A 25,658-nucleotide genomic window follows, 5' to 3' on the forward strand; every position below is an offset into this window, starting at 1 on the left:
ACTAGCAAAATCTAACATTGCAAATTTCATTCATGAGGAATATGAATGCACTCATAAGAAAAGATATATCGAGCAAAGTCCGGTTTGGGATACATGTTTCAGTTTATGTATTACTAGCAATGGTATTATAATTGGGTAATTACACTACATATTAATACTAATGTGAGAATAAAATAATGTGGAATAGATTAAACAAATCAATGATGTTCTGCCAAATGATGTTTGGACTTTCGTTCTATGGCGTCATGGTGATCTTGACTCGTTTCTTCCTTGAAGACCTTAACTACAATGAAGCTGACACCATGATGGTCGTTGGTGCTTTCTCTGCAATCGGACCACTGTTTGCTATCGCAGGTGGCTTCATCGCCGACAAATTTTTAGGTGCTTACCGTTCTTTAACCATTGCCTTTTTAGGCTTCGCAAGTGGTTATGTTTTACTGGTACTCGGTGCAGCAGCAACCAATGTACCTATGGCATTATGTGGTATCGCTTTAGCAAGTTATGCACGTGGTTTGATGTCTCCTTCTTACCCAAGTCTTTACAAACGCACGTTCAAAACTCAAGAAGATTTTGAAAACTGCTACCCTATCAACTACTCAGTAAACAACATTGGTGCACTACTAGGCCAATACTTGTTCCCAATGCTAGTGCTTGTTGTTGGTTTCCACGGCGGTTTCCTTCTTTCAGCTGTTCTAGCTGGCGCTGCGCTTCTAATGATGATCTTTGTTCGCAAAGGCCTTGTTGAAGCAAGTGCAGAGATCGATCAACAACCAGTAAGCACTAAAAACTGGGCAGCGTTCCTTGGTCTTTCTGCCGCTATGATTGGCTTGGTATTCTTCATGTTCTCTAACATGGATATCGGCCAAAACATCGTATACGCAATTGGCGGTGCAGCGATCGTCTACTTTGTTTCTTTGATGTTGAAATCGAAGAAATCAGACATGCTGAAGATGGGCACTATCTTAATCATCACATTCCTTACTACCTGTTTCTTCGTGTACTACGGTCAAATGATGACATCGATGACAATGGTAGCGATCAACACAATGCGTGGTGACCTATTTGGCTTCATCCCTGTCGCTCCAGAAGCGTCAATGGCAATGAACCCACTGTGGTGTATGGTTGCTGGTCCTATCATCGCGGGTATCTTCTCTAACCTAGAAAAGAAAAACATTAACTTCTCTACTGCAACCAAAGTAGGTTTCTCTTTCATTCTAACGGCTATCGCTTTCGGTATCCTGACAATGGCAGTGACCACAGTTGGTGACGACGTTCTGATTCGTCCTGAAGTATTCCTAGCAATCCACTTCTTCCTAGCATTTGGTGAAGTAATTGTTGGCTCTATGGTTGTGGCGTTCATTCTGTCTGTTGCACCTAAGCACATCGAGAACTTCTCAGTAAGCTTGTTCTCTGTAGCAATCGCCCTATCAGGCATTGTTGGTGCGGTATTCTCAACGTCAATCGCACTAGAGAAAGGCCAAGAGATCACACAAGAGATCGTGCAAACGGTTTACGGCGATTACTTCCAAATGCTGACTGTTCTAGCAGTCGTGATGGTAGGTATTGCGATGGCGGCGTCATTCATTATTCGTAAGATGCTAGAAGCAGCAAAAGCCGCTGATGAAACGATTGAACTAGAGCAAGCTAACAGCTAATTACTCTCACGTTCAACCACGCTAACACATCAAGCCCTTTAGTTTTCTAAAGGGCTTAATTATATGGTCCGCCTCACTCTCAAGCCCTTAAGCTTAGAGTAGGCTCTCAGAATGAGGTGAACCATATGTCTTCTATTCATATTTTAGGTATCGACCTAGGTAAACACTGCTTCCATGCTATCGCACATAACCGTTGTGGGGTGGAGGTGCTTCGTCGTAAATTTAATCGCAATCAACTCTTAATCTTTCTTAGTAAAATAGAACCAACAACTATTGCTTTCGAAGCTTGTGGCGGTGCTCATTGGCTTGCTCGAAAGTGTGGTGAGCTTGGTCATCAACCCCGACTTATTCCTCCTCAGTATGTAAAGCCTTATGTCAAAGGCAATAAAAACGATTTCATCGATGCTTCAGCGATCGCAGAGGCTGCGAGTCGACCGACCATGAGATTTGTGGCTGTAAAAGTGAAGAGGCTCAAGTCATCGCAGCGATTCATCGAGTCAGAGATAGTTATATCAAGGAGAGAACCGCCACTATGTCGCGGATCGGCGCGATCTTACTTGAGTTTGGCCTTAGCTTTCCCAAAGGGCATGCAAAGATGAAGTCTCTGTTTCAATGGTTAGCAGAACAAACAGTATCACTACCAAAAAGCTTGCTATGTGAATTGATATCTATCCATGAACACTACAAGTACCTCAATGAACAAATCAAAACCCAAGATATCAAGCTTCAAACTATTGTTGATAATAACGAAAGTGCTCAATTATTAAAACTATCCCTGGAATTGGCGATCTTACTCTCCACATTGTGTATTGCTGATGTAAGCTCTCCGAGTAACTTCACCAATGGCCGCGAGATGGCGGCTTGGTTGGGACTTGTACCAAGGCAATTCTCAACGGGAGGAAATACCAAGCTACTTGGTATGAGTAAACGAGGAAATAAGCACCTCAGAACTCTGTTTATCCATGGCGCAAGAGCTGTACTCTCTAGGCTAGAGACGACAGGGAAAGTGTTTGGAGAGTGGCTTGTGAACCTACGAGCCACCAAACCATTTAATGTAGTGGTAGTTGCATTAGCCAACAAGCTAGTGAGGATAGCTTGGGCGGTGTTATACCACCGCCAAGCTTTTAAGGCTGTTTAGCTATAACCAAGTTTGCAACGCCAATGAACGTGATGACAAAAACGGTCAATCGGCCAGATTAAGAACCTGACACAAAAAATAGCAATCAATGCTTTGGGCTTTTTAAGGATAACCTGGCGCGGATATCATCGTGGAGCTGGGAAGCTAGTGCTCCCAACAAGGACTCCGAATACATTAGCGCAAACCAACTCCGTTATTACTTAATTGTAGTTGCAATAACGGGGCGGACCATACATTTTTGTCGATGAGTTTTAGCGACAAAATAGAGGAGCTCTGGTTAGATTGCACTTATGTAAATTACAGTAAATGATAATTATTAGTATTGAGTGTTTTCTGGTTCAGGATTATGATGTCGGAATCAAAATCTAAGAGAGCCTTATATGAGCAAGCCTAGCCCTATCACATTAACCGTTACTCAAACCTCAACCATTACTCCAAACATGCAGCGTATAACGTTGAGCGGTGAGGGATTAAGTAAATACCCAACAGAATGTGCCGGCGGCTACATCAAGCTTTTATTCTCGCCACTAGGCACCACAGATTTGAGCCAATTGAATGAAGGTGAGCGCCCAACCATGCGCACCTACACCATTCGTCAGTACAACCCTGTTGAGCAATTCATCGAAGTCGATTTCGTTCGCCACATCACTAAAGATTTGCAATGTGGTTTTGCCGCAAGATGGGCAATGAGCGCGCAAGTGGGTGATACTATTTCAGTGGCAGGCCCAGGTTTGATTCAAGGGCTGAACCTTGAGTCGGATTGGTTCTTCTTAGTCGCAGACATGACTTCACTCCCTGCCCTTTCTGCAAAGGTAAAAACACTTCCAGAGCACGCGACAGGTCACGCTGTAGTTCAAATCAATTCAGCAGCAGACAAGCAAGCACTTGAAGCACCTGAAGGCATCAAAATCACTTGGTTGATTGAAGATGAAACTGAAGAAACACTATCACAAACCGTTCGCAGCATTAAATGGTTAGACGGTCAGGTTTCAGTATGGACAGCGTGTGAATTTGAAAGCATGCGTGAGCTAAGACAGTACTTCCGCAACGAAAAAGAAGTCGCAAAAGAGAACATCTACATCAGTAGCTACTGGAAACGTGGCGTCACTGAAGATGGCCACAAAGTTCTGAAACAACAAGATGCTTAAGCTTTAGCGAGCTAAAGAGCCTTGCTACACAAGCACCTAAGCTAAAGTATTAAAGACAAATAGAAAACGCCCTTAACGAAATTCGTATCGCTAAAGGCGTTTTTTCATCTAACTCAAGAGATATACCTCTGCACAAATCTCCAATCGCTCTGGTGATCTTTTAAGTCAGTGAGATAACTAAACCGGCAATGATAAAAACGACGCCTATACCGCGAGTCATGTGCCACTTTTCCTTTAAAAAGTAGATCCCCATCACTACGCCGAAAATGATACTTACTTGCCTAAGCGCTACAACCAGGCTGACGTTCTCTGTCATGGTCATTGCAAATAACACCAAGCCATAAGTCGATGCCATCATAATACCTGCAACCGTGGCTTTCTTACGCAGTATCCATGCGTTGGTAAACTCGACTCTTTGATTACTCACCAACAACCAAATACTCAGCGGAATCACGATCGCCCAAAACTGAATACCTAGGTAGAAAATCGCCGTGTGTTTATTAGTAATAGTAGGCGTGCTTAACGGCTCCAATAACAAAAGCGCTTCTTTATCAATAATGGAGTAACCCGTGGTGCCAATAGCGGCGATGAGGGCCCACAATACGCCAAGGTTCAGGTAGGCCTTGAGCCTCAGCTCAGAGAACTGTTTCAATGGAACAAACAAACAGCCTAATGTGATCAGTGCAAAACCAACCCATTGATTCAATGACAACTCATAGCCAATCAATACGGTTCCCAAACCAACCATCAGCACTGGTAGCGCTCGTGCCATCGGGTAGATAACACCAATATCAGCCTGTTTATAGGCGATACCTAAGCCGATTAAATAGATGATTTGGCAAATGCCACTCAAGAAGAGCAACTGCCAGAATGGAATTGTGATGTTTGCAAAGCCGACGCTGTAGACATACCAAATCAAATAAGGGGTCAGAATCGCTGCAGCGGCAAAGCCAGACGCCAAGAAGAAAGATGAGCCAGAGCCTTGATTTGATTTACCTAGAACATTCCAACCCGCATGCAGCAGAGCCGAAATAATCACGATGATGATGGCAGAGAATTCCATTTCATTCCTAACTTATTGACTGATAAAAGCAGTCGCTGAAAACAGGGGATAAAAAAGGCCTCCAGATAAGAGACCTTTGATCATTCCAGCTGGGCAAATCCCCAAAGTAAAATGTGCCAGCGTTCTAATGTACGACTAACGCTCTAACTGCGCTATCGACTCGATACTGATCGCGTCATGACGCCAATACTCAATATCGCAGTCAATCAAATCGCCGTTTTGATTGTAGTTAACTCGCTCAACCACCATTGCAGGAGAGCCAGAAGTTGCACGCAGTGCTTGCGCGGTTTCACCCAGCAAAGACGTTGTACTCACACGGTAACGAATCTTCTGATACACCACGCCAAAGTGCTCACGGTAGATGTCCGTTAGCGATTTAGACAGGTCATAATCGAGCAAGTTAGGAAACAGTTCTGGTCGAATGTAGTTCGTCACATACACGACCGGTCTATCTTCAAGGTAGCGAACTCTATCAACTCGATAAACATCGGAGAACGGTTGCAACTCAAGAAGCTTAGTCGCCTCTTTGGTTGCCAACATCCCTTTCGCTGCCACTAACTCTGTTTTAGGCTTTCGATTCTGCGCCAGAGCCATATTAGTGAAGTTCAGTGTTTGTGTTGGGTCGTAACGCAGTGGAGCTGGAGATATAAACCAACCACGGCGATCTTCTCGATAAATACGCCCTTCCGCTTCGAGCGAAGATAAAGCTTCACGTAACGTAACTCGTGTCGTATCAAACGATTCAGCCAACTTACGTTCTGCAGGCAGCTTCTGTCGTGGCGTTAACATCCCCGACTCTATCTGATCTACGATGACATCTTTGATTTTTACGTACTGCACTTAATTTCCTTTCATTCTTGTTCTTGTCGTCAGCCACTCCTTGGCCAACTGAAATATAAAATGGTTCGCTAGCGCTTGCGCCAAGCTTGGGTGCGCTTCTCAAATAACTTGTTGATTAACAAATGAATCAACTTCGCACTCGCCGCAGATATCATGATCATCACCGCCATGGCTGCTGCTGCACCGGTTTGTCCCGCATCATCCATATTCAGTACTGAAACTGACGCAGGTATCGTATCGGTAGAATACAAGAATACTACCGCAGATGTCGTGGTAAGTGCATTAATAAACAGGTATGTCGCAATATCTAAAATCGCAGGCAGACAAACAGGTACCGTCACTTTAAAGAACAACTTGTATTGCGGTAAGTTAACCGAGGCAGCCGTAGCTTCAATTTCCGAAGGTAGCTGTTTCAGTGCAGTTAACGCCGTCATGTGTCCTACTGTATAGTAGTGAACCACGGTATTAATAACCAAGAATGCCATCGTGCCATACAAGAAGTTGAGTGGGTTACTTAAGTCATTAAAGTAGAAAATATACCCCAAGCCTAACACCATCCCCGGAACCGCCATCGGCACAACACTGAGCATCTGCATCGCCTGACGAACAGGACCAAATGCTCTGCCCTTCTCTATGCAGTACGCACCCAAGAAAATTAATACAGTACCGATAATGGCTGTCCATGCGCCAAGTGTTAGAGAGTTGAAGAACGGAGTCCAACCATAGGTACTCATTTCTGCGAAGTTGTAGTTATTCAAGGTGAGTGCTTTATTCCATGGCCAGAAAGTCACCATAGAACCGTATATCGCCATGCCCAACACGATAACGACAGCAGCCGAAATAAGTGTGCAGTAAAGGAAACACAAGCCATCACGCATGGTATTTGGTTCTGGTTGGTACGCGACAGAACGAGTATCAAACAAGCTCTTCTGTTTCTTTTGCACCCAGCGATCTACTGTAAAGGCAAGCAAAGCAGGCAACAGCAACAAGATACTGGTCACCGCACCCATCGAGAAGTTTTGTTGACCAACCACTTGTTTAAAGATGTCCGTCGATAGAACGTTGTAGCTGCCGCCAATAACCTTTGGTACACCAAAGTCACAAACCACCAGCGTAAACACCACGATCAGAGTGCTGATCAAGCCATACTTAGCTGCAGGTAAGGTCACCATGAAGAAGGTTTTAAGCGATGAAGTATTCAGTGCTCGTGCTGCCTCATAAAGACGGGCATCGGACGTTCTGAGTGAAGTTGTTAGAATCATCAAGGCATGCGGAAAAGTCCAAAATATCAAGCCAAGTGAGATACCAATCAAACCGTATACTGAGTTTCCACCCAAGACTTCTTTGGCGATACCTTGGTTACCAAATAGGAAGATCAAACTGATTGCTGGAAGCAATGACGGCGCAAGAATCGGCGCAGAGCCTAGTACCTGAAATAGCCCCTTAAAAGGCATGCATGAACGTGTCAAAGCATAGGCATAACCAAACGCTAAAACACCAACGACAGTCGTAACCAACAAACCCAAGGTGAAAGTGTTACCAACGGATTGCCACAAGCTTTGAGAAGCGAAATACGTCGCGAAATTCTGCAAACCGACAAATTCACCATCTGCGTTTTGAACACTCTTTTTCAACATTGCCCACAGTGGCATCAAGATAAACAGTGTCATGACTACAGACAAAAATGCCAGCAGCCCAAATAGGATAACGTTGTCTTTACTCAACCGAGCAAGAAAAGGTTGTACTCGTCGTTGAAATAGCAGCTTAGATTGCATCATTTGAGTCGATTCCATGATTGATTACGCCGCCTCGTCTTTCATCACTTGCAAGCTTTTCGATGGGTAAGCTCTCATGCCTTCTTGATCAAATGCCACGTAACGAATATCACTGCGGCGCAGCTTCAATCGGTTGAACTCCTTCACGGGCACATCAACGATGATCTCTTTCGCGGTTGAGTCGTGCTGTAACTCGCACTCCACGCGATAGAACGCTCCTAGAAATTCGCTTGATACGATTCGAACAGGTAAAGATTCATTAAAACGATCAACAAACTGAATTTGCTCTGGACGAACCGCGATATCAAACACATCACCCTGCTTTGGCGTCAGGTTGTCTAACCCAGGCAGTGGCAACATAGATTCAGCGATACGCATTTTGCCTTGAGCTGCTACAGACGCTTGAATGAAGTTCATACTGCCCACAAACTCCGCCACAAAACGGCTCACTGGCTTTTGATAGATCTCTTGCGGAGCACCGACTTGCTCGATGACTCCATGATTCATCACCACAATGCGGTCAGCCATGGTCAAGGCTTCATCTTGATCGTGCGTTACCATAATAGTGGTGATACCCAACTTGCGTTGCAGTTGACAGATCTCGTCGCGTAGGTGTGTTCTTACTTTCGCATCCAATGCAGACAGCGGTTCATCAAGGAGTAGCAAGCCCGGAGACAAAGCCAGAGCGCGAGCCAAAGCCACACGCTGCTGCTGTCCACCAGACAGTTGATTTGGGAATTTCTGACCCGACGTTGGTAAGCCTATGGTTTCTAACCAAGATTCCACAGTTTCAAGGGCTTCTTTGGTCGACATGCCTTGATTTTTAAGGCCAATCGCAATGTTTTCTTCCACCGTAAGATTCGGGAACAAAGCGTAAGACTGGAACACAATGCCAAAGTCGCGCTTTTCTGGTGGTAAGAAGGTCGTGTCATTACCGTTTTGCTCGATAGAGCCTGAAGTTGGTAAATCTAAACCTGCAATAGCACGTAATAAGGTGGTTTTTCCACAGCCAGACGGGCCAAGGAAACAGACGAACTCGCCTTTTTCAATCGATAAGGAGATGTCTTTTAGCGCTGTAAATTGGCCAAATTGCTTTACAACGTTTTCAATATTCAAATAAGTTTGGTTGCTCATACTACAGCACTCTTTAAATGGTATATACCAAATTTAAACTTTGAATATTTCAGTTGAGTGACAAATTTATAGAAGCTAAGTGACAGTTATATTGCAGAAATAAAATTCATTCTAGTGGAGGAAAACACGAGTTAAACAAGTTCTAATATTCAATAGCTTACAGTAAACCGATAGCTTCAAAAATAGTATTTGACGATGAAAGCCAATGTACATTTCACCGCCAAATATCAATGCTTGTTTATGGTTATACCTATTGTTTCAGGCAATACTGAAATCAGTAGAGCGCACACCATGGAGCAGAGTCCGAACGAACAGTTAAACGTTCGTGTGGATTAACTAGATGTGGGCGATCGGCCAATTCATATTGAGGCAAGTCATTGATTGACTCACCACTGTTTTGACGTTGATGAGACGAAGTACTGTGCTGCTCTAGCCACTCTTTCAAACCAACACTCTTGCCGTATGGATGATTTGGAAGCCCTAGAATCTTGGCAGTGTATTGAGCCGATTCTTCCATCAATTCGATGCCGACAACATTTGGAATATTAAGCCTTTTCGCTACGCACGCAGGAATGAATGAGACAATCGCAGAAATGATCACCACCGGCTGCCCTTGTGTTTTGGAAGACCAACTCCCCTGCATCACTTGAGGAAAGATCTTGCTCAGAACTTTGCTATCAATACACTCTTCTAACAAAGCACACACCTCTTGATGTGTCTTTTTCGCTAGAGAGCGTGTAGCAAATTCAAGGTAAGTATCTTCATTAAGAATACCTTGAACGTACAGTGTCATTAGTCGGCGTTCTTCGTTCAGAAAGCTAGGTTCATTCGCTAAGCCTTTCTCAACCAAAAACTCATTCCAAATCATGGCGCTGTTTCCGTCCATGAGTGTTTCATCTAGATCAAATACATACAGCGGGGTCGTCATATCAATTCTCACTTAAAATCAAATTTAACTTCCAACTTAAACTTAGCGGGCGAGAAAAAATCTAAACGACAGATTTACTCTACCTTGTCGGCTTTACCTGCCGCACCAGCCAGCTTTGCCAATTGCTTATCCAGCCACAATGGTGTGTTACCAGAATCTTCCGCGTTCTCTTTTCTTCGTACTGCATCACGAACCACCATTGCCCCTACCCAACGGTATGGCTCTGGCGGGAAATGGCCAAGCGGTCCTTTGGTGAGGCCGCAACACGTCCAAGCGTTATCAGTACCGAGTACCATGGACGACAAGATCTTTCCGCCCATACGAGTTTGAGCAACACCATTACCTGAGTAACCGAGCCCATAATAGATGTTGTTTTGGCCTTTTAGATTACCGAAAAATGGCAATCCTGTTACCGATCGATCTGAGCCTCCCGACCAGTTGTAATCGAATTCACTTTGCTCCAGTTTAGGGAACAATTTTTGGAAGGATTGATTGAGAATCGGCAGATAATTAGTCGTTTGGTTAAACATGCTTTCTACTTGGTTGGCAAACGAGAATTTATTGCCACCTTTACCAAGCATCAGCCTTCCATCTTGGGTATCTCGGTAGTAGTGGACAAAAATACGGGAGTCCACCACCGCTGCTCCTTTCTCTGGACCAAACTGTTTAAGTTTTTCTGGAATTGGTTTGGTCACCACCATATCTGACGAGACAACCACAATACTGCGTTTGAACTCTTTGAAGTGATCAAGCATCCATGCGTTAAGCGCCAAAATCACTTTGTCGGCAAAGACAGATCCGCCCTTGGTTTGGATTCGAGCCGGAGAGCCATAATCGAGCGAAGTCATCTCTGTGTTTTCGTGAATTTCGACACCTAGATCAATAGCAACTCGGCGTAACCCTCTCGCCAATAGAGCGGGTTGCACACTGCCCGCGGCTTCCGAATAATAGCCTTCTATATGACGCTCCGATCCCGCTTTATCAGGCAAAGATTTGTCACACTTCTTCCAACTATTTATGCCTTGCTTGACCAACTCATTCACAACAGGTTCCATTCCACCTTGTTGCGCTTCATTGGTTGCCATGTAATAAGTGCCGCTGCGATACAGATGCGCGTCGATGTTGTGGTCGTTACAAAAAGCTTCGATCTCGTAAATGACCTTTTCCGATTCTTTAACCAACCATTTTGCTTGTTCTTTGCCGTATAGCTTCTTCAACGTTGGATACTTAGTCGACCACGTCAACATGCAGCCACCGTTCGCGCCAGAAGCGCCACTGCCACACAAGCCTTTTTCAATCACTACAACATGCTTTTGAGGTTGCTGCTTTTTGATTAAAATCGCCGTCCATAATCCTGTGTAACCGCCGCCAACAATAGCGATGTCGCAGTTAACGTCTTTTTCAAGTGGCTTCGCGGATTCTAGACCAGCATCTATGCTGCCAAATTCCGTTTCTAGTGCTTGCTTGAACCAATATGAATAGTGTTTTGTCATTTGTCGTACCTTACTTAAAACCTAAAGGCGTAAAACTAAAAAAGGAAGACCGAAGCCTTCCTTTACTGATTTCTAACTTCTAATGAACTCAATAGTTAATTAACTGAGTAGCTCGATAGATTAAGATTTTGGCTCTGATTTAGCGTCAAACTTCTCAGACCATGTTTTCAATACGTCTGCACGCTCGCTGCCCATGCGTGCAAAGTCCATTTTTGCCATGTTCTTTTCGACGTTAGGGAAGTTTTCAATTGTTGCCGTCACATCTTGGTGACCAACAACTGGGTACATTTCGATGTAAAGCTCGTTTGCTGCTTTAGAGATAGACCAATCGACAACGCGTTGCGCTGCATCAGACGGCTTCACAAGACCTACCGCTTCAGATTCCCAGCCGATACCTTCAGGCGTAATCACAGAAAGTGGTGCACCTTGAGTTTTCAGCTTAGCACCACGGCTCGCCATAGAAATACCGATAGCGACTTCACCCATACCCGCTTGAACACATGGCTTAGAACCAGAATGCGTGTAGTGAGCGATGTTTTGGTCTAGCTTCTGCATGTAATTCCAACCTTGGTCTTCACCCATGTTTTGTAGCCAAGCAGACACTTGCATATAACCCGTGCCAGAAGACGCTGGGTTTGGCATCGCAATATGGCCTTTGTAGATAGGCTTGGTTAGGTCATCCCAAGATTTAGGTGCTGGTAGGTTAAGTTGTTTCGCTACCGCTTCGTTGAAACAAACCGCATTGAAGAATGCATCGTTGCCATACCAAGCTTGAGTCGATTGCGGGTCGTTGAGGTTTGAACGCAGCGCTTCTACACCTTGAGGAGTGTAAGGCTTAAGAATACCCTCCTCTTTAAGTAAAGCCATTGAAGAACCTGCAAGGCCCCACACCACTTCTGCACGAGGGTTGTTTTTCTCAGCCAATAATTTTGCCGTCATGATTCCTGTTGAATCACGAACCCATTTGATGTTGATGTCTGGGTTTTCACTTTCAAATGCGTTTTTGTATTTCGCTAAAATGTCAGTTTCAAAAGCTGTGTAAACCGTCACTTCCTGTGCAGCATAAGCATTACCAGCTAATAGAGTAACTAATGCTGCAAGTGATCCTTTCATAAAACGGTTTTTCATCATTTTCTCCAGTCAGGCCCGATGCCAAGGTTAGAAGCTAGAAGCCCCATCAAGAGGCACCTATGTCCATAAATTCATTTAGGTTGTTAGTACACACCTTTTACATTGGTATGTACCAGATCTCGAGTATTAAGCTAACTGGCTTTTATGACGATTAAATGAACAAAAAATGGCAGTTTAAAGATCGGGAAACTTCTCAAGGCAAGTGACGAATTTTAATATGAAGCTTTTGTGAAAATGATGTTTGGGCTATTTACGACCGTTTAAATTGGTTGTTAAAGTAATCGAAAATATTGGTATAGTCCAAAATAAAAACCGCGAGAATTGAACATGAGAAACGAATACTTACTACTGACACCGGGTCCTCTATCTACTTCTGAAACCGTTCGCCAAGCGATGCTAAAAGACTGGTGTACTTGGGATGATGAATACAACAAAGACGTTGTTGAAGTAATTCGTAGCAAGCTAGTGACTTTGGCGACTAAGCAAGCGGGATATACAGGTGTATTAATGCAAGGTAGCGGCACAGCTTCAGTTGAAGCTACGATTGGCAGTGTTATCTCTAACAGCGGTAAGCTTCTGGTTGTTGATAACGGTGCGTACGGCGCTCGTATTGCTCAAATCGCAGACTATTTAAACATTCCATGCCATGTCGTTTCCCCAGGTGAAACATCACAGCCTGACTTGAACGAAATGGAAACGGCATTGGCCATGGATTCAGACATTACTCACGTTGCGATTGTGCACTGTGAAACCACGACTGGCATGCTGAATCCAATTGAAGACATTGCCAAATTGGCAAAGCAACACAACAAAACCGTCATTCTTGATGCAATGTCGAGCTTTGGTGGCATCCCGATGGATATTGCTGACTTAGGCATCGACTACATGATCAGCTCGGCAAATAAATGTATCCAAGGCGTACCGGGGTTCGGCTTTGTTATTGCCAAGCAATCGGAACTTGAAAAGTGTAAAGGCCAAGCTCGCTCATTAAGCCTTGATCTGTTTGACCAATGGCACTGCATGGAAAGCAATCACGGTAAATGGCGATTCACCTCTCCGACTCACACAGTGCGTGCTTTCTACCAAGCTCTGCTTGAACTGGAACAGGAAGGCGGCATCGAAGCTCGTCATGATCGATACCAAACCAATCAAACCACATTAGTTGCCGGTATGCGCTCTCTTGGTTTTGAACCTTTGCTAAATGATGACCTTCATTCACCTATCATCACCTCTTTCTATTCTCCAACTCATAGCGATTACCAATTCAAGGAATTCTATGACCGTTTGAAAGAGCAAGGGTTTGTGATTTATCCGGGCAAGGTTTCAAACGCAGACTGCTTCCGCATCGGTAACATCGGTGAGGTTTACCCTTCTGACATTGAAGCCCTCATTGGCGCTGTGAAAAACGCTATGTACTGGGACATAAAATAATGACGATGACCAATCAAGAGCCAGTTCTAAAGGCGACACACTTTCGAAGCGAAGGCGATGTGAACACCACACTAGCGCGTGAGAAATGGAACGAGTCGCTAAACGATGATGCAACTCAAGCGATGTTAAAACGTGACTCTGATGTATTTCTTCATCAAGCGATGTCAACGCCTTGCCTAGACACACTTGAAGCCGCAGAAGGCATCTACATTCAAGATGCGACTGGCAAGAAGTACATGGACTTTCATGGTAACAATGTTCATCAGCTGGGTTATGGCCACCCACACATCATTAATAAAGTGACTCAACAAATGGCGTCATTGCCGTTTTCACCGCGTCGCTTCACCAATGAAACCGCCGTTCAGTGCGCTGAAAAACTGACACAGATCTGCGGTGGTGATTTGAACCGTGTGTTGTTTGCTCCAGGTGGTACTTCAGTTATTGGAATGGCACTCAAACTGGCTCGACATGTCACCAACAACTTCAAAGTCGTTTCATTGTGGGACTCATTCCATGGCGCGTCACTGGATGCAATTTCAGTAGGTGGTGAAGCTTGTTTCCGCGAAGGTATGGGCCCGTTAATGGCTGGCGTAGAACGTATTCCACCAGCGGTTTCCTATCGTGGTGCTTTCCCGCTTAACGAGAATAGCGCAATCAATGCAAACGAAACTGCATGCGACGTTCACTATGCCGACTATTTAGAGTATGTCATTGAAAAAGAAGGCGGTATTGGAGCCTTCATTGCCGAAGCGGTTCGTAACACAGACGTTCAAGTGCCTAGTAGGGCTTATTGGAAACGCATCCGTGAGATCTGTGACAAGCACAACGTCATGTTGATCATTGATGACATCCCAAATGGCATGGGTCGCAGCGGTGAATGGTTCACACACCAAGCGTTTGATATCGAACCTGACATCTTATGTATCGGTAAAGGCTTTGGCGGCGGGTTGGTTCCAATTGCAGCCATGGTCACCAAAGACAAATACAACACAGCAGCGCAAGTTTCACTGGGTCACTACACCCATGAGAAAAGCCCTATTGGCTGCGCGGCAGCACTGGCTACCATGGAAGTGATTGAGCAAGAAAACTTACTTGAAAAAGTACAAGCCGACAGCGTATTCGTGCGTGAACAACTGCTTCAAATGAAAGATAAATACCCCGTCATTGGTGACGTTCGCGGCATCGGCCTGCTTTGGGGTGTGGAATTGGTCACCGACCATATCACCAAAACCCGAGCGTTCGATGAAGCAGAAGCCGTACTTTACCAATGTCTGAACGATGGCCTGAGCTTTAAGGTGTCACAAGGTAACGTGATTCAATTAAGCCCACCATTGATCATCAGCCGCAGCGAATTAGAAGTCGCTCTGTCTGTCTTCGAAAAAGCGATAGCCAAAGTCTGCAAAGATTTTGAATACCTTTAATTCATTATTTATATCGACACTTAAACCAATAACCTAAAACAATCATTCGTCCTCCCAGTACTTTGCACTGGGAGTGACACAAAAATAGGACACTATTATGAACACAACATCACCTATCCAAGCGGTTATCTTTGACTGGGCTGGCACTATCGTTGATTTTGGGTCGTTTGCTCCGACTAGCATCTTTGTTGAAGCATTCAAACAAGGCTTCGACTTTGACATCGACTTAGCTGAAGCTCGTGAACCTATGGGTATCGGTAAATGGGATCACATCCAAGCGGTGGGTCGAATCCCTGCTGTCGATGCTCGTTGGAATGCCCAGTTCGGACGTTCGATGACCAGTGAAGACGTCGATGCGATCTACGCGGCATTCATGCCTCTTCAAAAAGCGAAAGTAGCCGACCACGCTGCGCCGATTTTAAACGCGATTGAAGTGGTGAATAACCTTAAAGAGAAGAGCGTAAAAATTGGTTCTTGTTCAGGTTACCCTCGCGAAGTAATGGATGTGTTGATTCCTGCTGCCGCAGATTATGGCTACCGACCAGACAACGTAGTTGCAACGGATGACTTACCTCAAGGCGGTCGCCCAGCTCCATTCATGGCGCTTAAAAACGTCATTGACCTAGGTGTGACGAGCGTTGCAGCGTGTGTGAAAGTGGATGATGCAGCGCCCGGTATAGACGAAGGCCACAACGCAGGTATGTGGACGGTAGGACTTGTTCTATCTGGTAACGAGGCTGGATTAACGTACCAAGAATACTTAGACGCAGACGAAGCAACACTGGCAGCAGCGCGTGAAAAAGCGAGCGTGAAGCTAAATAAATCAAACCCTCACTATCTGATCGATACGATTGCAGACTTACCTAGCGTGATTGCAGATATCGAGAAACGTTTATTGGCGGGTGAGCGTCCGTAAACAAAGTCGAGCTATTCACGTGATGTAATACGTAAAAAGACCGCTATAGCTCCAATTCAAATCCCTATCTAATCACGTACTCAACCGAGTTAAACATGTTGGATGGGGATTTTGCGTTTATAAGCATGATAAAACGCAAGTTTTTTACTTATTCCCCTCAAAGTCACTGGTAAATGCACGAGGCTAGGCTATAGCTTTCGAGGCTAGGCTATAGCTTTAAATATAGGCATTCCAATAAATGATAAAATTAATAATAAAAGCCATCTAAATGTATAATATCTAACAATTTCATTGACTCCAATACGCAATCAGATTAACAATATAAGTACTGAGAAAGAGATAGGTTCAGCTGAACCAACACCTTGATTTACTTATTATAAGCAGTGTCGTAACCCAATAAGTGATCGTTTTACTGGTAAGTTCAGATAACAATAAGAGTTAATCCAAGGATAAGATTATGAAAAAACTGTCGAAAATTATGTGTGCTGTTGTTGCCGCTTCAGGCCTAGCAGCAGCGCCTTCTATCGCTGCTACAACTTATGTTGGTGCTAAAGTGGGCGTGGGCTGGTTAGATAGCGCATGCGTAAGCGGTGAAAAATGTGATGATGATGCAATCGGTGCTGGCATCTACTCTGGCTACAATTTTAATGACAAGTTTGGTATTGAGCTAAGCTCTGACTTCCTTGGTGATTACAAGACAAGCTTTTCAAAGAACGGTACAACAGCAGCGTTCAGCGATCCGCTAATCGCAATCTCACTAACGCCGATGTACCGCCTACCAGTACAACAAGAGTTTGACGTATTCTTCAAAGCAGGTCCTGCTTACATCTCTCACGGTGGCGAAGATGACGTTGTACTTTCTGCTGGTATCGGTGTAGAGAAGCAGCTTTCTTCTGATTGGGCACTACGTGTTGAATACCAATACTTTGATGACTTCGACGACAACTTCGTTCAAGATCTAAACTCGAACCTACTGTCTGTTGGTGTTAGCTACAACTTCGGTACTGGTAACACAACTGCTTCTGCGGTAGCAGTGACTCAAGCTCCATCTGAGCCAATCACAGAGCCTGCAGTTGTTGTTGAAGAGAAAAGTACTGTTGTTGTGACTAAAGCACAAACAGAGAGCTACTCTCAAGAAATGTTCGCAACTAACAGCACAGAATTGTCTACAGACGGTAAGATTGCACTACAACCACTAGTTGAAGCTCTTAAAGCTCACCCTCAATCGACTGTTGTTGTTGTTGGTCACACTGACTCAACAGGCGCTGCTGAATACAACATGATGATCTCTAAGAAACGTGCTGCTGCAGTTGCTGCACACATCGAAGAGCAAGGTATCGAAGCTGAGCGTATCACTGCTACAGGTGAAGGTGAAGAGAACCCAGTTGCATCAAACGATACAGCTGAAGGCCGTGCTCAAAACCGTCGTGTTGACGCAACGATCCCTAGTTTCGAATACCGAGAAGAAGTACAAGTTGAAGAAGTTATCGTAGAAACTGCTGAATAATAGCACTCTACCTTAGCAGAAATAATAAGGGCGGAGCACTTAAAGTGCTCCGCCCTTTTCTTTATCTGTCGCTTACTCATAAGCCGTAAGCTGTAAGCCAAGCTCGACAATCAGAAAACTAAACGATTTCCCAGCTGTGGGTCATTTCTACGCCAGCACCTAACATTAGACATACTGAACAGTATTTTTCTAGCGAGTCAGCACATACTTTAGCCACCAACTCAGGATCTAGGTTGTCACCAGACACTTCAAAGTGAATGTTAATGACGGTAAAGATTTTTGGTGCTGTTTCACGACGTGTCGTTTCAAGTTTTGCATTACAGCCTGTGATGTTCTGGCCTGCAGATTTCAAACCATCTACGACATCAACAGAGCTACAACCACCAGCGGCCATAAGCACCATTTCCATAGGGCTTGGCGCGGTTGCACCACCACTGCCATCCATTACTACAGAGTGGCCAGATTGAGATTGACCTAGGAATTTAAAGCCTTCGACCCATTTAACTTCTGCTTGCATGTTGTTCCTTAGATGTACGATAACCGCCATCACTGTCTATTATTGGATATCAATACTGACACCCTACTACTGGCGGCATTTATGAGCAAGATTTTCTCGGCGACATATTTTTTTTGTGAATGATGCAATTTTTTCCATCTAAAACCTGTCTCTATTCGTACATTCAAAATCGAATGGGAAGAACGTCAAGATGAGGTATCTATGAATAAATTATCTAAAATATTGGTATCACTCGTGGTTGCGCTACCACTGATTTCGTTGTTTGTAAGCCAGACTGGCACTGCCAATACAATGGATAAAACGGCTAATTCAGGTAAAAGTGAAATCGCGACACTGGCTGGTGGTTGTTTTTGGTGTACGGAGTCCGATCTAGAGAAGCTAAAAGGCGTGACCGACGTTATCTCTGGATATTCTGGTGGTGAACTGGAAAACCCAACCTACAAACAGGTCTCTTCGGGCAAATCTGGTCACATAGAAGTGATCAACGTGACCTATAACCCTGATGTGGTTAGCTACGAGCAGGTTCTTGACCAATTCTTCCGACACATCGATCCAACCGATGACAAAGGATCATTCGTAGACAGAGGCCCTCAATATCGCCCTGCTATTTTCTACCATAACCAAGAGCAAAAAAACGTCGCTCAGAGCTTCATGATGGAAATCGACAAGGCTCAGATCTTTGGTGAACCACTAAAAACAGAGCTGATTGAGTTTGAGAAATTCTGGCCAGCTGAAGATTATCACCAAGATTACTACAAGAAGAGCAAGGTTCGTTATAACTACTACCGCTACGCATCAGGTCGTGACCAGTACTTAGATAAAATCTTCGGTGACGATAGAAAAGACAACCCACAAACACTCCGTCAGATTATCGATGGTAAGAATGCGACAGCCAATGCTAAAACCTACGTTAAGCCGTCTGATGCAGAGATCAAAGCCAAGCTAACGGCACTTCAATACGATGTAACGCAAGATGACGCAACAGAACGTCCGTTTGATAACAAATACTGGGATAACAAAGAGGAAGGTATCTACGTCGACATCGTCACTGGTGAACCGTTGTTCTCTTCAAAAGACAAATACAAATCAGGTACAGGTTGGCCGAGCTTCACACAGCCAATCAGTGAGGCTTACGTGGTAACCACAACTGACTACAAGCTGTTGTACCCAAGAACAGAGGTCCGTAGTAAATTCGGTGATTCTCACCTAGGTCATGTATTTAAAGATGGCCCTAAACCAACAGGTTTACGTTACTGCATGAACTCAGCCGCAATGCGCTTTATCCCAGCGGATAAATTAGCGGAAGAAGGCTACGAAGAATACGTTGAGATGTTTGAGGGCTAATTAAAGGTTCATCGCGGATTAGCGGGAACTAAAAACAAAAAAACGGTAGTAAGTGATATGGTTTAGTCGCCAAACAAAAATCATACACAAACTACCGTTTTCATGCCGAATCATACTTTCCTATCTTCATTCTGGGAAGGCTTTAAAATAGTAAAGTCTCACCAGACAGCATCACTTGTTACACTAACTCTTAAACCTAATTCTGAGGCTAAATGCCTTTGCGGTCTTGAAGCTGAGGCTATCCATGAGTACCAATGGCGTCATGTGAAAGAGGCCATGTTGTTCAATGTTCCTGTTGAGCTTTCCGTTCAAACTCGAAGGATCAAGTGTCGTGACTGCGGCATAAAAACAGAGTTTCTATCTTGGTTAGAGCCTTATGCTCGTATAACGACGCGTCTAAAAAGCTATATAGAACAACTACTGCCTCTTCTTCCCATTAAGCATATCTCCCAGTTAACGAGCGTTCATTGGCACACCATTAAAGAGATAGATAAACGTCGACTTCGCCAAGTGGTACCGTCAGTGAAATGGGAAGGGCTAAGGCAACTCGTCATGGACGAGTTCGCCATCTTTAAAGGGCACCGATATGCCACAGTCATCGCTGATGCTAAGACTCACCAAGTCATTTGATAGGGTTAGGTCGTAGCCGCAAGGACATACGACCGTTTTTCGAGCAGTTAGGCAAGCATGGTAACAATATCGAAGCGGTCGCAATGGACATGAATACGGCTTTTGACCTTGAAGTTCAAGCGCACTGCCCGAATGCAAAAATCGTTTACGACTTATTCCATGTTGTTGCTAAGTTTCGGTCGTGAGGTGATGGATAGAGTCAGAGTCGACCAAGCTAACAAACTCAAGCAGGATAAAAGCGAGGCAATGGGTGAAGCGCTCACGCTGGGTACTGCTGAAAACAGAGGTAATTTAAATGCACGACAAGATAGCTATCTTACTGAAATATTGAATATCAATAAGGACTTGATGGCCACTTATATACTCGGCTCACAACTCAAAGAGCTTTGGTACTGTAAATCAGAAGCACATGCTAAGGGGCTCTGGGAGGTATGGTGGGCACAAGTGCAAGAGAGTGGAATTAAGCCATTGAAAGAGTTTGCACGAAAACTGAGGCCTTATCTTCACGGTATTATTGCATCGGCAACTTATCCGCTCAACACCTGCACATTGGAAGGGATAAACAACAAAATAAAGTTAATCAAGCGAATGGGGTATGGATATCGAGATACAGACTACTTCTTCTTGAAGATAAAAGCGGCTTTCCCCGGAAAGCCGCGATGAACCTAATTAAAGACTAAATCTCTACTCGTTGAATTCATCAACAGCACTCTCTTCATAAACAACAAAGCCAGCATATGAAGCGACCCCGTAAAGTTGGACATTTCTGTTAAGCGGCTTTCAAGGCCTGAGTTCGATATTCCATCGGAGTCAGGCCTTTTAGTTTCACTTTTATACGTTTGGTATTGTAGTACTCGATGTATTCTTTAATTTGCTCTATCAGAGCATCTGCATCTTCAAAGCTTTGGTTGTGATACATCTCTGTTTTGAGTAAAGCAAAAAAGTTTTCAGCAACAGCATTATCCAAGCAGTTACCTTTTCTCGACATGCTTTGCGTTAACCCACTCTCCGCTACCTTTTTCTGATAGTGTCGATGACGATATTGCCAACCTTGATCGCTATGTATAATTGGCTTTGAGTTGGGTTTAAGCGTAGATATAGCCTCCGTCAGCATATCCGTGACAAGCGGCAAACAAGCATTTTTGGCCACTCTATAAGCAACCACTTCCTGAGTAAACAAGTCGACAACGGGAGACAAGCATACTTTCTGCTCTTTGACTTTGAACTCCGTGACATCAGTTACCCATTTTCATCGGGTTGAGTCGCACTAAAATCTCTTTCAAGCACGTTAGGAGCAGTTGTTCCAGACTCACCTCGGTATGAACGATACTTTTTAATCCTGACCGTCGATTTAAGGTTGAGCTGAGCCATAAGCCTTTGAACCGTTTTATGATTAAGCACGAACCCCTGATTTTTTAATTCCAAGTGAATACGGCGGTAGCCGTATCGGCCCTTATGTTCATGATAAATTGACTTTATCAACTGCAGCTCACGTTCGTAGCTATTTAGGCGCTTGCTTGTTTGAGCCTGATAATAAAAGACACTTTTTGCCAGCTGTAGAGTGTGCAGTAAGTGCTTCAACGGGTACTGGCCTTTAAGAGTTAGAGCTATGACCGCTTTTTCTTTGTTCGACGGTTTTTTTCCTGCTCCAACTCTTCCAACTTTTGTAGAACGGCATTCTCGGTTCGTAAGTAGACCAACTCCTCTTTTAGCTCCTCAAGTGTCATTTCATTATCAGGCTTAGTGGTACGTTGAGGTTGCTGTTTCATTGAGGGTCTTCCTTTCTGGCGCATTTTGATCCCCTTGATACCGAGCTCATTAACTCGTTTGAGCCAGACAGAGAGTATCCCAGGGGATGAGAGGTTTAATACTGCGCTAGTGTGCGTGAGAGACCATTCATTCGTCCACATTAAATTCAATGCTTTTCGTTTTGTCTGAGCAGTAGCAGCATGCTTAGTTGGTAAAAATGAAGCAGTGCCGTGGATGGCAAACACTTGAGCCCAATACCGAACCTGTCTTGACGAAATTGAATATTGTTTGGCTAAGTAGAGAGATGACGTGCCATCTAAGTATTGCTTAGCAATGATACATTTTAGCTCTCGGCTATATTTAGACATAAAAAGACCCCCAATAATTGGTGTCCAACTATTGGGGGTCAGTTCAATATCGCTGGCTTTCGTTTTTCTCGCGCATTAACAAGAAGGGTTAACCTTAGTCTGTTAGCATTATTAACCCGTTAACACAGTATCTTCTGGATACTTGAGTAAAGAAGGTTCTGGACGAGCTAACATATACGCAAGAGTCAAAGGACCAATACGCCCGATGACCATCACAACAATCATGATGTACTTACCAGGCTCGGTTAGGTTCGCAGTTAATCCAGCAGTTAACCCTACCGTTGCAAAAGCAGAGATCACCTCAAACATGACTCGATCAAACGCGGCTTTTTCAGTAAGCATCAACAAAAACATTGCAGTGGTTAATAGCGCCCCACTAACCACAATAATGGCCAATGACTTTGTTACCGCTTGCCAAGTGACAGTGCGCTTAAACATCACTACATGCTTCTTCTGACGTAGAAATGTCCAAGTCGCGACAAAGGCAACCGCAAAGGTTGATACCTTAATACCGCCACCTGTTGAGGTAGAGCCAGCACCAATCAACATCAGTACTATCATCACCAGTAAAGCAGGTTGTGTGTATTGAGACAAATCGACACTGTTAAAGCCTGCAGTACGAGCACTAGCCGATTGGAAAAATGCCGCAAGCCATTGTCCTTGAACCGATAGACCTTCCATGGTCGCGGAGTTGTTTCTCTCCAACAACCAAAACAAAACCGTACCAACTAACAGTAGAGTCGGTGTTGCAGTCAGCATTATCTTGGTATGTAAATGTAGATGTCTGAAACCTTTACGCCAATTACTGGATAGGTCACCCACTACCGTGAAGCCTAAACCACCAAAAATGAACAGAGCCGCAAGCGTAAAAATCACTAATGGGTCGTCAACAAAGCTCATCATACTGTCTGAAAACAGAGCAAAGCCTGCGTTATTGAATGCTGATATCGCATGAAAAAGTGCGTAAAAACTTCCTGTTGCCCATCCCATTTCAGGAACCCACCGGAAACAGAGCAATACAAAGCCAATGAATTCAGCAACTAACGCAAAGATGATGATCTTCTTGACCAGTTTTCGAAGGTTGATCTTACGATCTTGTCCCAATGCTTCTTTCGCTAATGCTTGTTGCTTCAGGCTTAATCGAACACCAAACATGTAGAGCAATACCGCTGACAAGGTCATCTGCCCTAACCCGCCCACTTGCATCAAGAACATCAGTAAGATTTTACCAGACAGAGTAAAGTGTTCGCCCGTATCAACAACACCCAAACCTGTCACACTGATCGCGGAAGTCGCGGTAAACAACGCATCCGTAAAGCTAAGTCCTGTAACAGAGAAAACAGGCATCGTCAGCAAGATGGCCGAAGGGATAAGAACACCTAAGAAACTAGTCAGAATAATCTTAGGTTCAGAGCCTTTACGTGGCTTTTCATCTCTCTTTAGCGTGTAGAAAGTACCTTTTCGTTTTAACGAATTCATACTAATACCTTATGACCCATCGCCGGTTACCAATTACGCAGTTTTCTAGACAAGGTCTCTTTCGGCCCTGCAATGATCACGACATCACCGATTTCTAAACTCACATCCAACTCAGGTGCTTTGGTTAGGTTTGGACCACGCTTGAAGCCAAGAACTTCAACGCCAGTCTCTTTGCATAGCTTAAGTTCGCGAAGTTGTTTACCCAACAACTTGGCACCGATAACAATTTCGGTCATCGCTAAACCACTGCCTAGGTCGATAAACTCAAGAACGCGTCGATCCAACATCTTGCGCGCAACACGAATACCCATATCGCGCTCTGGCATGATGATATGGTCAGCACCAATTTTAGAGAGGATCTTACCGTGGAACTTATCGTTCGCCTTCACCCATACGGCTTTTGCGCCTGACTCTTTCACCACCAAAGTGGTTAAAATGCTCGAGTTAACATCGGAGCCAATCGACACCATTACCATGTCATAATCATCTAGCCTTAACTCTTTTACCGTCTCTTCGCTCGTACAGTTAGCAACAATCGCTTGTGAAACAAAAGCCGCGGCTTCTTTCACTCGCTCTTCATCAATATCGACGGCTAGTACCTGCGCCCCTGAACTTTGCAGCTCTTTGCATACAGATAACCCAAAACGCCCTAAACCGATAACTGCATATTGTTTGTCGCTCATTTGAAATCCTGTTGAGAAATTTTAATTACACGGGATAGCCAAACCTACATTAGTTTCTATCTCAAAAAAAGTTAGTTTTTCAATAATAAGGTTATACTAGTGTCATAATCGATTGATTTATAAAGGTAGAGAACAACTCCAGTTTCTGCTAATTTCCAATTCATAATTTCTGCGGCAGCACACACAATGAATGAATTCTTAACCCAAGTACAAACCTACATTAACCAGAGCCATAGTGATTGGGCGAACAGTGTCCTATTCATCACTATTGCGAGTTTTCTTGCTTGGGTAGCTTGGCGAATTATCCACAATCGCTTAGAAATTCTGGTTCAGAAAACCCCTTTCCACTGGGATGATCTGCTACTAGAAGCACTAAAAGCCCCAGTCAGTACGTTACTTTGGTGTTGGCCAGCGACTGTCTCTATAGGATTGATCCTGCAAGACCAGTTTGGCAATGAAATCAACTGGTTAAAAACGCTTAAACACATTTTGATCATATGTACCTTCGTTTGGTTTACCTTACGAATGATCACCAATACTGAAGCGTACGTCTTAGAGCAGAAAAACAGAGATGAAACGACAGTACAGGCCATAGCGAAAGTCGCTCGCCTGTTCTTTATGGTCATGGGTGGTCTGACGATCATGCAGGCATTCGGGCTCAGCCTATCAGGCTTGCTGACCTTTGGTGGTGTGGGTGGTTTGATTGTCGGTTTGGCAGCAAAAGACCTACTCTCGAATTTCTTTGGCGGGATGATGATTTACTTCGATCGTCCTTTTAAAGTCGGAGATTGGATTCGCTCTCCCGATCGTCAAATCGAAGGTACTGTCGAACGTATCGGTTGGCGCATGACCATCATTCGCACCTTCGATAAACGCCCTTTGTACGTACCAAACTCGGTATTCAGTAACATTGTGGTGGAGAACCCATCGCGAATGTTGAACCGCCGAATCAATGAAACGTTCGGGCTTCGTTACCAAGACGCGAGCAAGCTGGCTCTCATTGTGGATGACGTAAAAGCCATGCTCGAAACGCACCCAGATATCGATGCTAAGCAAACGCTCATCGTTAACTTTGATAAGTTTGGTCCATCAACGCTTAACTTCTTTATCTACACCTTCACCAAAACCGTCAACTGGGTGAGATACCATGAAGTTAAGCAAGATGTATTACTGCAGGTGCTAGCCATTATTCACAAGCACAATGCGGATATCGCGTTCCCAACACAAACACTAAAAATCGACCCGCAAGGTTTTAGCGAAGCTCAAGATATGGTCACTTCCAATCCGGAGGGGCATCGATAAGTAAAT

24 protein-coding genes and 1 pseudogene are annotated in these 25,658 nt (G+C 44.3%); 12 read left to right on the forward strand and 13 right to left on the reverse strand.

Annotated features, from left to right (window positions below):
* The first annotated feature begins 176 nt into the window (after positions 1–176).
* The 3 genes and pseudogenes from ITG10_RS24550 (at position 177) to ITG10_RS24560 (ending at position 3,941) form a co-directional block, all read left to right on the forward strand.
* Positions 177–1,655, forward strand: coding sequence for a peptide MFS transporter (locus ITG10_RS24550; RefSeq protein WP_128644377.1), 1,479 nt, complete (start codon positions 177–179; stop codon positions 1,653–1,655).
* A 125-nt stretch (positions 1,656–1,780) separates the two neighbouring features.
* A pseudogene (locus ITG10_RS24555) lies at positions 1,781–2,793 on the forward strand (IS110 family transposase).
* Positions 2,794–3,173: 380 nt separating this feature from the next.
* Positions 3,174–3,941 carry a siderophore-interacting protein gene (locus ITG10_RS24560; protein ID WP_248386977.1) on the forward strand — a complete coding sequence of 256 codons (768 nt, stop codon included), beginning with the start codon at positions 3,174–3,176 and terminating at the stop codon, positions 3,939–3,941.
* Positions 3,942–4,101: 160 nt separating this feature from the next.
* On the opposite strand, the gene ITG10_RS24565 is transcribed toward ITG10_RS24560, so the two are convergent.
* From ITG10_RS24565 to ITG10_RS24595, 7 genes are all read right to left on the reverse strand, one after another.
* Positions 4,102–5,004, reverse strand: a complete 903-nt coding sequence (locus tag ITG10_RS24565; protein ID WP_017632150.1) for a multidrug transporter — start codon at positions 5,002–5,004, stop codon at positions 4,102–4,104.
* Positions 5,005–5,139: 135 nt separating this feature from the next.
* Entirely contained in the window at positions 5,140–5,844 is a 705-nt protein-coding gene (gene phnR / locus ITG10_RS24570; RefSeq protein ID WP_017632151.1) for a phosphonate utilization transcriptional regulator PhnR, read from the reverse strand.
* A gap of 68 nt (positions 5,845–5,912) precedes the next feature.
* Positions 5,913–7,637, reverse strand: coding sequence for a putative 2-aminoethylphosphonate ABC transporter permease subunit (locus tag ITG10_RS24575; RefSeq protein WP_026084377.1), 1,725 nt, complete (start codon positions 7,635–7,637; stop codon positions 5,913–5,915).
* Positions 7,638–7,643: 6 nt separating this feature from the next.
* Positions 7,644–8,753 (reverse strand): putative 2-aminoethylphosphonate ABC transporter ATP-binding protein, encoded by a 1,110-nt coding sequence (locus tag ITG10_RS24580; RefSeq protein ID WP_017632153.1) that lies wholly within the window; start codon positions 8,751–8,753, stop codon positions 7,644–7,646.
* Positions 8,754–9,027: 274 nt separating this feature from the next.
* Positions 9,028–9,681: an HAD-IB family hydrolase gene (locus ITG10_RS24585; RefSeq protein WP_017632154.1), complete on the reverse strand. Its 654-nt coding sequence runs from the start codon at positions 9,679–9,681 to the stop codon at positions 9,028–9,030.
* A gap of 74 nt (positions 9,682–9,755) precedes the next feature.
* Positions 9,756–11,174, reverse strand: a complete 1,419-nt coding sequence (locus tag ITG10_RS24590; RefSeq protein WP_017632155.1) for an FAD-dependent oxidoreductase — start codon at positions 11,172–11,174, stop codon at positions 9,756–9,758.
* Between the two features lie 120 nt (positions 11,175–11,294).
* Positions 11,295–12,305 carry a putative 2-aminoethylphosphonate ABC transporter substrate-binding protein gene (locus ITG10_RS24595; protein WP_128644407.1) on the reverse strand — a complete coding sequence of 337 codons (1,011 nt, stop codon included), beginning with the start codon at positions 12,303–12,305 and terminating at the stop codon, positions 11,295–11,297.
* Positions 12,306–12,632: 327 nt separating this feature from the next.
* On the opposite strand from ITG10_RS24595, the gene phnW reads away from it, so the two are divergent.
* The 4 genes from phnW to ITG10_RS24615 all read left to right on the forward strand — a co-directional run bounded on the left by phnW (position 12,633) and on the right by ITG10_RS24615 (position 17,580).
* A complete protein-coding gene (phnW, locus tag ITG10_RS24600) occupies positions 12,633–13,736 on the forward strand; it encodes a 2-aminoethylphosphonate--pyruvate transaminase (protein ID WP_248386978.1) in 1,104 nt (367 codons plus the stop codon).
* Positions 13,736–15,157 (forward strand): aspartate aminotransferase family protein, encoded by a 1,422-nt coding sequence (locus ITG10_RS24605; RefSeq protein WP_017632157.1) that lies wholly within the window; start codon positions 13,736–13,738, stop codon positions 15,155–15,157. The genes phnW and ITG10_RS24605 overlap by 1 nt, the downstream gene beginning before the upstream one ends.
* 97 nt (positions 15,158–15,254) lie before the next feature.
* Positions 15,255–16,073, forward strand: a complete 819-nt coding sequence (phnX, locus tag ITG10_RS24610) for a phosphonoacetaldehyde hydrolase (protein WP_017632158.1) — start codon at positions 15,255–15,257, stop codon at positions 16,071–16,073.
* A gap of 457 nt (positions 16,074–16,530) precedes the next feature.
* A complete protein-coding gene (locus ITG10_RS24615; protein WP_017632159.1) occupies positions 16,531–17,580 on the forward strand; it encodes an OmpA family protein in 1,050 nt (349 codons plus the stop codon).
* Positions 17,581–17,698: 118 nt separating this feature from the next.
* Here ITG10_RS24615 and ITG10_RS24620 read toward each other — a convergent pair whose 3' ends face one another.
* Entirely contained in the window at positions 17,699–18,097 is a 399-nt protein-coding gene (locus ITG10_RS24620; protein WP_017068628.1) for an OsmC family protein, read from the reverse strand.
* A 201-nt stretch (positions 18,098–18,298) separates the two neighbouring features.
* Here ITG10_RS24620 and msrB point away from each other — a divergent pair, with 201 nt between their 5' ends.
* The 4 genes from msrB (at position 18,299) to ITG10_RS24635 (ending at position 20,734) form a co-directional block, all read left to right on the forward strand.
* Positions 18,299–19,441 (forward strand): peptide-methionine (R)-S-oxide reductase MsrB, encoded by a 1,143-nt coding sequence (gene msrB / locus ITG10_RS24625; RefSeq protein ID WP_248386979.1) that lies wholly within the window; start codon positions 18,299–18,301, stop codon positions 19,439–19,441.
* Between the two features lie 102 nt (positions 19,442–19,543).
* On the forward strand, positions 19,544–20,071 hold the full coding sequence (locus tag ITG10_RS24630) for a helix-turn-helix domain-containing protein (protein ID WP_248386980.1): 528 nt from the start codon (positions 19,544–19,546) through the stop codon (positions 20,069–20,071).
* Positions 20,068–20,256 carry a transposase gene (locus ITG10_RS26395; protein ID WP_282575755.1) on the forward strand — a complete coding sequence of 63 codons (189 nt, stop codon included), beginning with the start codon at positions 20,068–20,070 and terminating at the stop codon, positions 20,254–20,256. Before ITG10_RS24630 ends, ITG10_RS26395 begins: the two co-directional genes overlap by 4 nt.
* Positions 20,231–20,734 (forward strand): transposase, encoded by a 504-nt coding sequence (locus tag ITG10_RS24635; RefSeq protein ID WP_282575756.1) that lies wholly within the window; start codon positions 20,231–20,233, stop codon positions 20,732–20,734. Before ITG10_RS26395 ends, ITG10_RS24635 begins: the two co-directional genes overlap by 26 nt.
* Before the next feature lie 106 nt (positions 20,735–20,840).
* Here ITG10_RS24635 and ITG10_RS24640 read toward each other — a convergent pair whose 3' ends face one another.
* The 5 genes from ITG10_RS24640 to ITG10_RS24660 form a co-directional block, all read right to left on the reverse strand.
* Positions 20,841–21,269: an IS3 family transposase gene (locus ITG10_RS24640; protein ID WP_248386982.1), complete on the reverse strand. Its 429-nt coding sequence runs from the start codon at positions 21,267–21,269 to the stop codon at positions 20,841–20,843.
* 41 nt (positions 21,270–21,310) lie between these two features.
* Entirely contained in the window at positions 21,311–21,652 is a 342-nt protein-coding gene (locus ITG10_RS24645) for an IS3 family transposase (protein ID WP_248386983.1), read from the reverse strand.
* 26 nt (positions 21,653–21,678) lie between these two features.
* Positions 21,679–22,188, reverse strand: a complete 510-nt coding sequence (locus ITG10_RS24650; protein ID WP_248386984.1) for a helix-turn-helix domain-containing protein — start codon at positions 22,186–22,188, stop codon at positions 21,679–21,681.
* Between the two features lie 111 nt (positions 22,189–22,299).
* Positions 22,300–23,667, reverse strand: coding sequence for a TrkH family potassium uptake protein (locus tag ITG10_RS24655; protein WP_248386985.1), 1,368 nt, complete (start codon positions 23,665–23,667; stop codon positions 22,300–22,302).
* A 26-nt stretch (positions 23,668–23,693) separates the two neighbouring features.
* Entirely contained in the window at positions 23,694–24,350 is a 657-nt protein-coding gene (locus ITG10_RS24660) for a TrkA family potassium uptake protein (protein WP_017629937.1), read from the reverse strand.
* A 186-nt stretch (positions 24,351–24,536) separates the two neighbouring features.
* Here ITG10_RS24660 and ITG10_RS24665 point away from each other — a divergent pair, with 186 nt between their 5' ends.
* Positions 24,537–25,652, forward strand: a complete 1,116-nt coding sequence (locus tag ITG10_RS24665) for a mechanosensitive ion channel family protein (RefSeq protein WP_017629936.1) — start codon at positions 24,537–24,539, stop codon at positions 25,650–25,652.
* Positions 25,653–25,658: the final 6 nt, after the last annotated feature.

This window comes from Vibrio sp. ED004, assembly GCF_023206395.1.
GTDB lineage: Bacteria > Pseudomonadota > Gammaproteobacteria > Enterobacterales > Vibrionaceae > Vibrio.

Bases quoted from the DNA above. Each gene is read 5' to 3' on its own strand.
- ITG10_RS24550 (WP_128644377.1), top strand. From the start codon at position 177: ATGTGGAATAGATTAAACAAATCAATGATGTTCTGCCAAATGATGTTT.
- ITG10_RS24560 (WP_248386977.1), top strand. From the start codon at position 3,174: ATGAGCAAGCCTAGCCCTATCACATTAACCGTTACTCAAACCTCAACC.
- ITG10_RS24565 (WP_017632150.1), bottom strand. From the start codon at position 5,004: ATGGAATTCTCTGCCATCATCATCGTGATTATTTCGGCTCTGCTGCAT.
- ITG10_RS24575 (WP_026084377.1), bottom strand. From the start codon at position 7,637: ATGGAATCGACTCAAATGATGCAATCTAAGCTGCTATTTCAACGACGA.
- ITG10_RS24580 (WP_017632153.1), bottom strand. From the start codon at position 8,753: ATGAGCAACCAAACTTATTTGAATATTGAAAACGTTGTAAAGCAATTT.
- ITG10_RS24585 (WP_017632154.1), bottom strand. From the start codon at position 9,681: ATGACGACCCCGCTGTATGTATTTGATCTAGATGAAACACTCATGGAC.
- ITG10_RS24590 (WP_017632155.1), bottom strand. From the start codon at position 11,174: ATGACAAAACACTATTCATATTGGTTCAAGCAAGCACTAGAAACGGAA.
- ITG10_RS24595 (WP_128644407.1), bottom strand. From the start codon at position 12,305: ATGATGAAAAACCGTTTTATGAAAGGATCACTTGCAGCATTAGTTACT.
- phnW (WP_248386978.1), top strand. From the start codon at position 12,633: ATGAGAAACGAATACTTACTACTGACACCGGGTCCTCTATCTACTTCT.
- ITG10_RS24605 (WP_017632157.1), top strand. From the start codon at position 13,736: ATGACGATGACCAATCAAGAGCCAGTTCTAAAGGCGACACACTTTCGA.
- phnX (WP_017632158.1), top strand. From the start codon at position 15,255: ATGAACACAACATCACCTATCCAAGCGGTTATCTTTGACTGGGCTGGC.
- ITG10_RS24615 (WP_017632159.1), top strand. From the start codon at position 16,531: ATGAAAAAACTGTCGAAAATTATGTGTGCTGTTGTTGCCGCTTCAGGC.
- ITG10_RS24620 (WP_017068628.1), bottom strand. From the start codon at position 18,097: ATGCAAGCAGAAGTTAAATGGGTCGAAGGCTTTAAATTCCTAGGTCAA.
- msrB (WP_248386979.1), top strand. From the start codon at position 18,299: ATGAATAAATTATCTAAAATATTGGTATCACTCGTGGTTGCGCTACCA.
- ITG10_RS24630 (WP_248386980.1), top strand. From the start codon at position 19,544: ATGCCGAATCATACTTTCCTATCTTCATTCTGGGAAGGCTTTAAAATA.
- ITG10_RS24635 (WP_282575756.1), top strand. From the start codon at position 20,231: ATGTTGTTGCTAAGTTTCGGTCGTGAGGTGATGGATAGAGTCAGAGTC.
- ITG10_RS24650 (WP_248386984.1), bottom strand. From the start codon at position 22,188: ATGTCTAAATATAGCCGAGAGCTAAAATGTATCATTGCTAAGCAATAC.
- ITG10_RS24655 (WP_248386985.1), bottom strand. From the start codon at position 23,667: ATGAATTCGTTAAAACGAAAAGGTACTTTCTACACGCTAAAGAGAGAT.
- ITG10_RS24660 (WP_017629937.1), bottom strand. From the start codon at position 24,350: ATGAGCGACAAACAATATGCAGTTATCGGTTTAGGGCGTTTTGGGTTA.
- ITG10_RS24665 (WP_017629936.1), top strand. From the start codon at position 24,537: ATGAATGAATTCTTAACCCAAGTACAAACCTACATTAACCAGAGCCAT.